General features: G+C 73.4%; 3 protein-coding genes and 1 pseudogene. 1 reads left to right on the plus strand and 3 read right to left on the minus strand.

Features of this window, described 5'->3' with window-relative positions; translation table 11 throughout:
* The 3 genes and pseudogenes from CCN72_RS35920 to CCN72_RS35930 all read right to left on the minus strand — a co-directional run.
* Positions 1-304, minus strand: a pseudogene (locus tag CCN72_RS35920) (class E sortase); the annotation flags it as partial.
* 78 nt (positions 305-382) lie between these two features.
* Positions 383-1117, minus strand: a complete 735-nt coding sequence (locus tag CCN72_RS35925) for a TIGR03943 family putative permease subunit (protein ID WP_086812560.1) — start codon at positions 1115-1117, stop codon at positions 383-385.
* Positions 1114-2148, minus strand: coding sequence for a permease (locus CCN72_RS35930; RefSeq protein WP_086812562.1), 1035 nt, complete (start codon positions 2146-2148; stop codon positions 1114-1116). The genes CCN72_RS35925 and CCN72_RS35930 overlap by 4 nt, the downstream gene beginning before the upstream one ends.
* Before the next feature lie 264 nt (positions 2149-2412).
* Here CCN72_RS35930 and CCN72_RS35935 point away from each other — a divergent pair.
* Positions 2413-3381: hypothetical protein (locus tag CCN72_RS35935; protein WP_086812563.1), on the plus strand; the 969-nt coding region annotated here is incomplete at its 3' end.

Below are 3381 nucleotides of genomic sequence, written 5' to 3' on the forward strand. Positions count from 1 at the left end.
GGCGGGGTGCGGGTGCCGTCGGCGCGGATGTCGTGGACGCGGGGGTTGAGGGCGGCGGCGAACCCGTCTCCGGCGCAGGGCCGTCGGCCCGCGGTCCCCACTGCCTCTCCAGCGCCGCCACCGTCCGCTCGGCCCCCTGCCGCGCCTCCCGGTTGGTCCACCACAGCTGGTGCGCCACCAGCAGCAGGAGCAACACCCCGGCGGTGACGAGCAGTTCGCCGCCGCCGAACAGGATCCGCCGGCGCCGGACACGTCTGCGCCGATCCCCGTGCCCGACGACCCGGACGTCCGCCGCGGTCCGCATCCGCACACCACCTCCACCACCGGGAGCCGCCCGCACGATAGGCGCGCCTCCCTCAACTGGCCAGAGGAGAAGCCGATTTCAGGGGGTGCGCGCGGTGGGCAGCGGAAGGGCGTCCTGGTAGCCGTTGATGGGCCGGGGCACCTTCTTGACGGTACGGGCGTCCAGCGCGACCGCCGCGGAAGAGGTGCCCAGGGTGCCGGCGGGGTGCCAGACGCCGGTGACCGTGACCCAGGTGTTCGCGGGCAGCACGGGACCGCCGTAGACCCGTACCTTCACCGACTGGGCGTCCGCCGCACAGCAGTTGATGATGATCCGGGTGAGATCCCAGCTGCCCTTCCCGTGCGGTGTGACGATGCCGGTCATCAGGACGGTGCGCCCCTTGATGGCCCGCGCGCGGTCCTGCTGGACCCGGCTGGTGAAGTCGGACAGGGTCATCGGCAGCGGGGAGATGGCGGTCAGCGGCGCGAACTCGCTCTGCTGGACGATGGGTTTGGGCGGCTGCCGGGAGGCGGTGTAGGCGCCGAGGGCGGGCGGGGCGTAGCAGAGCAGGCTGAGCACAGGCAGCAGCAACAGCCAGGCGACGCGCGGCACATGGGAGTGGTCGTGCCCGTGCGTGCCGTGCTCCCGCTGCCGCCCCCGCCGATCGAGAATCGCGCTCACGACCCCCAGCAGCACCAGGACGCACCCGGAGGCGATGAGCAGGGGCCGCATGCTCTCCTTGACGTACCGCAGGCACAGGTCGGTGACGAGGGAGATGCGCAGCAGGCCGAGCCCGCACAGCACCAGCAGCCCCGATTGCAGGATCCGCTTCACAGCAGGGCACCTCCGATCAGCGCGCTGCACGCGACGGCGACGACAAAGGTGGCGGCGGAGAACCGTACGGCGAAGGCCCGCCCGAACGTGCCCGCCTGGAGGGCGATCAGCTTCAGGTCGACCATGGGCCCCACCACCATGAACGCCAGCCGCGCCACCGGCGGGAACCCGGTGAGCGAGGCGGCGAGGAAGGCGTCCGCCTCGGAGCAGACGGCGAGCAGCACCGCGAGGGCGGCCAGGAAGAGCACGGCCAGCCAGGGCGTGCCGGTGAAGGTGGCGAGCACGGAGCGCGGCACGCCGACGTTGAAGGTGGCGGCCGCCATCGCGCCCAGCACCAGGAACCCGCCGGCGTGCAGGAAGTCGTGCTGGAACCCGGCCCGGAACTCGTCCCACCTGCTGTGCCCGGCCTGATGCCCGGTGTGCCGTACGGCGGGCCGCAGCCACTCGCTGCGCCCGAACCGCAGCCACAGCCACCCCATGGCGACGGCCGTCGCGAGGGAGGCGAGCAGCCGGGCCAGCACCATGGCCGGGTTGCCGGGGAAGGCGATCGCGGAGGCGGTGAGGACGACGGGGTTGATGGCCGGCGCGGACAGCAGGAAGGCGAACGCGGCGGCCGGGGTGACCCCCCGCCCGATGAGGCTGTTGGCCACCGGCACGGACGCGCACTCACAGCCCGGCAGCACCACCCCCGCGACTCCCGCCACGGGCACGGCGAGCAGGGGCCGCCGGGGCAGCATCCGCCGGAACACCCGCTCGGGCACGAAGGCGTTGATCGCCCCGGACAGGGCCGTACCGAGCAGCAGGAACGGCAGCGCCTGCACCGTCACCGCCAGGCACACGGTCCGCCACGCCTCGACGGCCGGGGCGTCCCCCCACCGCCCGACGAGGAAGAGCAGGGTGCCGGGCACGACGGCGGCCCCGACGAGCAGCAGCGGCCAGTACCGGGGCAGCGCCCCCGCGCCCTCGCCCTCCGCCCGGGCCGCGTTCAGCCCCTCCTGCTCGGCGTGGACCAACTCCCCCGTCACGCGCATCCCGACCCACGACCCCACGTCCAGATGTCCACACAGACCGGATGTCTGCGTGGATGTCGATGTACGCACAGAAGATAGCGAGTGGTCCTGTGTACGGCGGGGCGGGGCGGGCCGGGGCGTGACGTCCCCGGCACCCCCGCACATCCACGGACCGGCGGACCGGTATATCCCGACAGTGGCCGTCATATGCGAGATGTCCCTCTCAAGGACCACCCCACCAGACCGCCCTCACGTTTGTCGGCGCCCGGCAGTACGGTGTCCCCCATGCGCCCCGACACGCCTGCCGAGAACGTCGACCACACCGCCGAAGCGGCACGCCTGGAGCGGACCGCCGGCCTGTACCCGGAGGACGCCGAGGCCCTGCTCCTGCGGGCTGCCGCCCACCTGGAGCTGTCCGGCGACCGCCCCGCGGCCACCACCCTCTACGACCGCCTGCTGTCCACCCCGGCCGCCCTGGAGAACCCGTCGCTGGTACGGGCCCTGAAGGCGTCCAACCTCTGGGAGTACGGCCATGAGGCCGAGGCCCGGGCGATCATCGACGGCATCCGTACGACGGCCCCGCGCGAGCCGGGCCCCTGGGTGATCATCGCGGAGTCCCTGGAGGCCCACGACGAGCTGGAGTCGGCGGAGGAGACGTTCACGGAGGCGGCGCGGCTGCTGCTCCCGGACGCCGCGGAGCCCCCGCAGGCCCTCCACCCCCTCCTCTACGGCCGCCACCGCGTCCGCCGTATGCGGGGCCTGCCGCACGACGACTGGGACACCCTGGCCGACGCCCTGCACACCGCGCCGGTCACCCTGGACGAGCTCCATGACCCCAAGCGCGTCTGGTCCCTCGGCTCGGACAACCCGGCCGAGCTGGAGGCCGAGATCTCCCGCCTGCGCACGGAACTGGGCGCCTACCGCGAGGCCCTCTCCCGCCCCTTCCCGGTGGCCGTCCTCCACTGGCCGGCCCCTGAACTGGCCGAACTCCTCTCGGCCTACCCCACCCTCTCCGCGGAGTACCCCTCCCACGAGACCCACCTCACGACCATAGAGTCCTCCCTCCGCGAACTCGCCACCTCCGGCACCGACAACCTCGGCATCGTCACGGGCACGGTCCCCTCCTACGAGGCCTTCGCCGCCTCCGAGGCAACCTCCCCCGACGACCCGACCCTGCTCCCCCAATACGCGACGACCCTCGCGGCCCGAGGCAGGGCGGTCGCTTGGCCTCCGGGGAGGGGGGCGGGGTGCTGG

Origin of the sequence: Streptomyces murinus, from assembly GCF_002154555.1 — a bacterium.
Classification (GTDB): domain Bacteria; phylum Actinomycetota; class Actinomycetes; order Streptomycetales; family Streptomycetaceae; genus Streptomyces; species Streptomyces murinus.

Bases quoted from the DNA above. Each gene is read 5' to 3' on its own strand.
- CCN72_RS35930 (WP_086812562.1), bottom strand. From the start codon at position 2,148: ATGCGCGTGACGGGGGAGTTGGTCCACGCCGAGCAGGAGGGGCTGAAC.